The sequence below is a fragment of the Gordonibacter pamelaeae 7-10-1-b genome, assembly GCF_000210055.1.
In the GTDB taxonomy this organism is placed as follows: domain Bacteria; phylum Actinomycetota; class Coriobacteriia; order Coriobacteriales; family Eggerthellaceae; genus Gordonibacter; species Gordonibacter pamelaeae.
Map to the genome: position 1 here is coordinate 651992 of NC_021021.1, position 2586 is coordinate 654577.

Consider the following 2586-nt stretch of genomic DNA (forward strand, 5'->3'; position numbering starts at 1 on the left):
TCGCCGATGCGCGTGTCCAGCCCGCGGGGCAGCTCGTCCACGAGCCCCTCGAGCCCCACCACCTCCACGGCGCGCGCCACCTCGTCGTCGGTCGCGTCGGGGCGGTAGAACACGAGGTTCTCGCGCAGCGTGGCGTGGAAGAGGTAGGGGTCCTGCGGGATGTAGGCCACCTGGCTCTGCCAGGTCGTCTGGCGCAGGCTTTGCGCCCGCACGCCGTCCACGTCGATCCCGCCCTCGTCGGGCGAGGCGAAGCCGCCGAGCAGGCTCACGAGCGTGCTCTTGCCCGAGCCGCTTGCGCCCACGATGCCCACTTTCTGGAACCCCTCGGCCGCAAGCGTCACGCCCTCGAGCGCCTTGAACCCCGGGTACGAGAAGCCCACCCCCTCGAGCCCGAGGCGCGCATCGGCGTGCCAGGCGGGCAGCGGCAGCTCCGCAGGCGGCTCGTCGGGCGCGTCCACGAGCGCCTGGATGGACGCGAGCGCGTTCTTGCCGTCGAGCGAGGCGTGGTAGTCGGCCGCGAACTCGCGGATAGGACGGAAGTACTCGGGTGCTATCACGAGCAGCGCGAGCGCTGGGAACAGCGTGACCGAGCCGTCGATCAGGCGGAATCCCAGCATGAACGCCACGGCCGCCACCGAGAGCGTCGCGAACGTGTCCAGCACCAGGCTCGAGAGGTTCGCCACCTTGAGCGTGCGCATGGTGGCCTCGCGGAAGCGCTCGGACACCTCGTAGATGCTCTTCCCGTAGCGCTTGGACACGCCGAACAGCTTGAGCGTGTCGATGCCGCGCAGCGTGTCTATGAAATGGTTCGACATGATCTCGAACGTGCGGTGCTGCCGCGACGCCTTCTCCTTGGCCGTGTGGCCCATGATGACCATGTACAAGATGATGAACGGGAATGTCACGAACATGATGAGCCCCGACACCCAGTCGAGCGCGAACGAGGCCGCCAGCAGGATGGCGGGGATGAGGGCGATGCCCGTGACCTTGGGCAGGATGAGCTTGAAGTACGTTTCCACCTGGTCGGCGCCCTCCAGCACGGCGGCGGTCACGCTGCCGGTGCCGTGGTCCTGCACGAGCCGGGCGTTCGTGGTGAATATCTTCTCGAGCAGCGAGCGGCGCAGCGCGTTCGCCTGCTCGTAGGCGTAGGCGTCGAGCAGGGCGGACTGCGCGCAGAGCACGCCTTGCCGGCCGATGAAGCACGCGAGGAACACGGCTACGAGCAGGGCCTGGTCGATGACCGCGCCGCCCAGCCACAGGTTCGTGATGGCGCGTGACAGCGACCAGGCCTGCCCCAGCACCGCGAGCGCCTGCAGCGCCGCGGACGCCGCGAGCAGCCCGAGGATGCGCCCCACCCCCGGAAGCGCGAAGATGGCCTTGTCGATCATGGCTCGCTTCCCTTGCGTCCCGGGGCCCGCGGCGGCCCCGCGCCGCTGCCCTGCCGTTAAATGATACTACTATAGTAACATAAAGGGAGGGGCCGCGCCAGCTGGAACGGCGCGGCTGCGGAGCCTCGCTTGCGCGGCCGCTCGCCCCTCCTTAGCGCCAGTCCTCCTCGTCGGCGGACTCCCATCCCAGAAGCGCATCGCCTATCAGGCGGAACGTGAAGGGGAGCGGCTTTGCCAGCGCGCCCTCGTCGATGAGCACCGCGATGCCCTCCAGCTCGTCGAGCAAGTCGAAGAACGACACCTCCTCGAGCGACGGCATGCCGGCGGCTATCTCGTCCGCCGAGATAGTCATGATGGCAAGGACGATGTCCAGGTAGCCGTCCAGCTGGTCGTTGCTGGCGCGCAGCGCCTCCACGTCGTCCTTGCCGAAGAACGACTCCTCCACGCAGTACCAGCCGATGACGCCCTCGTCGTCGGCCTCCTCGTCGTCCAGAAGGTCGCTTAGCACAATGCCGTTGCCGGCGAGGTCGTCCACGGAGAAGCACGCCGAGGCCAGAAGCTCGGGCGTCACGAGCGGCTCCTCGCTGTCGTCCAGGTCGCTCATCACGTACACCACGCGCGCGACCAGCCCGTTCTCCATCACGTTAAGCGACAGCCCGAAATGGTATCCCGGCATCGCCTGGCGCGTGCCCCAGTACAGCTCGCCGCTGTGCTCGATAAGGGTCTTGACGGTAGCGGCCATGCGGCCTCCTTCGCATCGGATGGATCGGTTGGAAAGAGTATAGGGCAAACAGGGCCCGGGCGATGCGCTAGAATGGGCGGAAACACCGAACACGGAAGGAAGCGCTCATGGACGTTGTCGAGACGAAGGGGGCCCCGGCGGCCATCGGCCCCTATTCGCAGGGGGTCGTGGCGGGAGGGCTGCTGTTCGCCTCGGGGCAGATCGCGCTCGACCCGGCCACGGGCGAGCTTGTGGGGGAGACGGCGGCCGAGCAGGCGGAGCAGGTCATGCGCAACGTGGGCGCGCTGCTCGCGGCCGCCGGCACCGATTTCGACCACGTGGCGAAGGCCACGTGCTTCCTTGCCGATCTGGGCGACTTCGCGGCGGTGAACGAGGTGTACGCCCGCTCGTTCGGCGCTCATTTGCCCGCGCGCTCGGCGGTGCAGGTGGCGGGCCTGCCGAAGGGCGCGCTCGTGG

Annotated in this window: 3 protein-coding genes; 1 reads left to right on the plus strand and 2 read right to left on the minus strand. The window is 68.3% G+C overall.

Translation table 11 applies throughout. The features are described from left to right. A partial coding sequence (locus GPA_RS18805) for an ABC transporter ATP-binding protein/permease (protein WP_041238908.1) occupies positions 1–1388 on the minus strand: 1388 nt, incomplete at its 3' end. Between the two features lie 151 nt (positions 1389–1539). Next, positions 1540–2130, minus strand: coding sequence for a hypothetical protein (locus GPA_RS03130; RefSeq protein WP_015538903.1), 591 nt, complete (start codon positions 2128–2130; stop codon positions 1540–1542). 107 nt (positions 2131–2237) lie between these two features. Between GPA_RS03130 and GPA_RS03135 the strand changes: the two genes are divergently transcribed. Beyond that, on the plus strand, positions 2238–2586 hold a 349-nt coding region (locus GPA_RS03135), incomplete at its 3' end, for a RidA family protein (protein ID WP_083808881.1).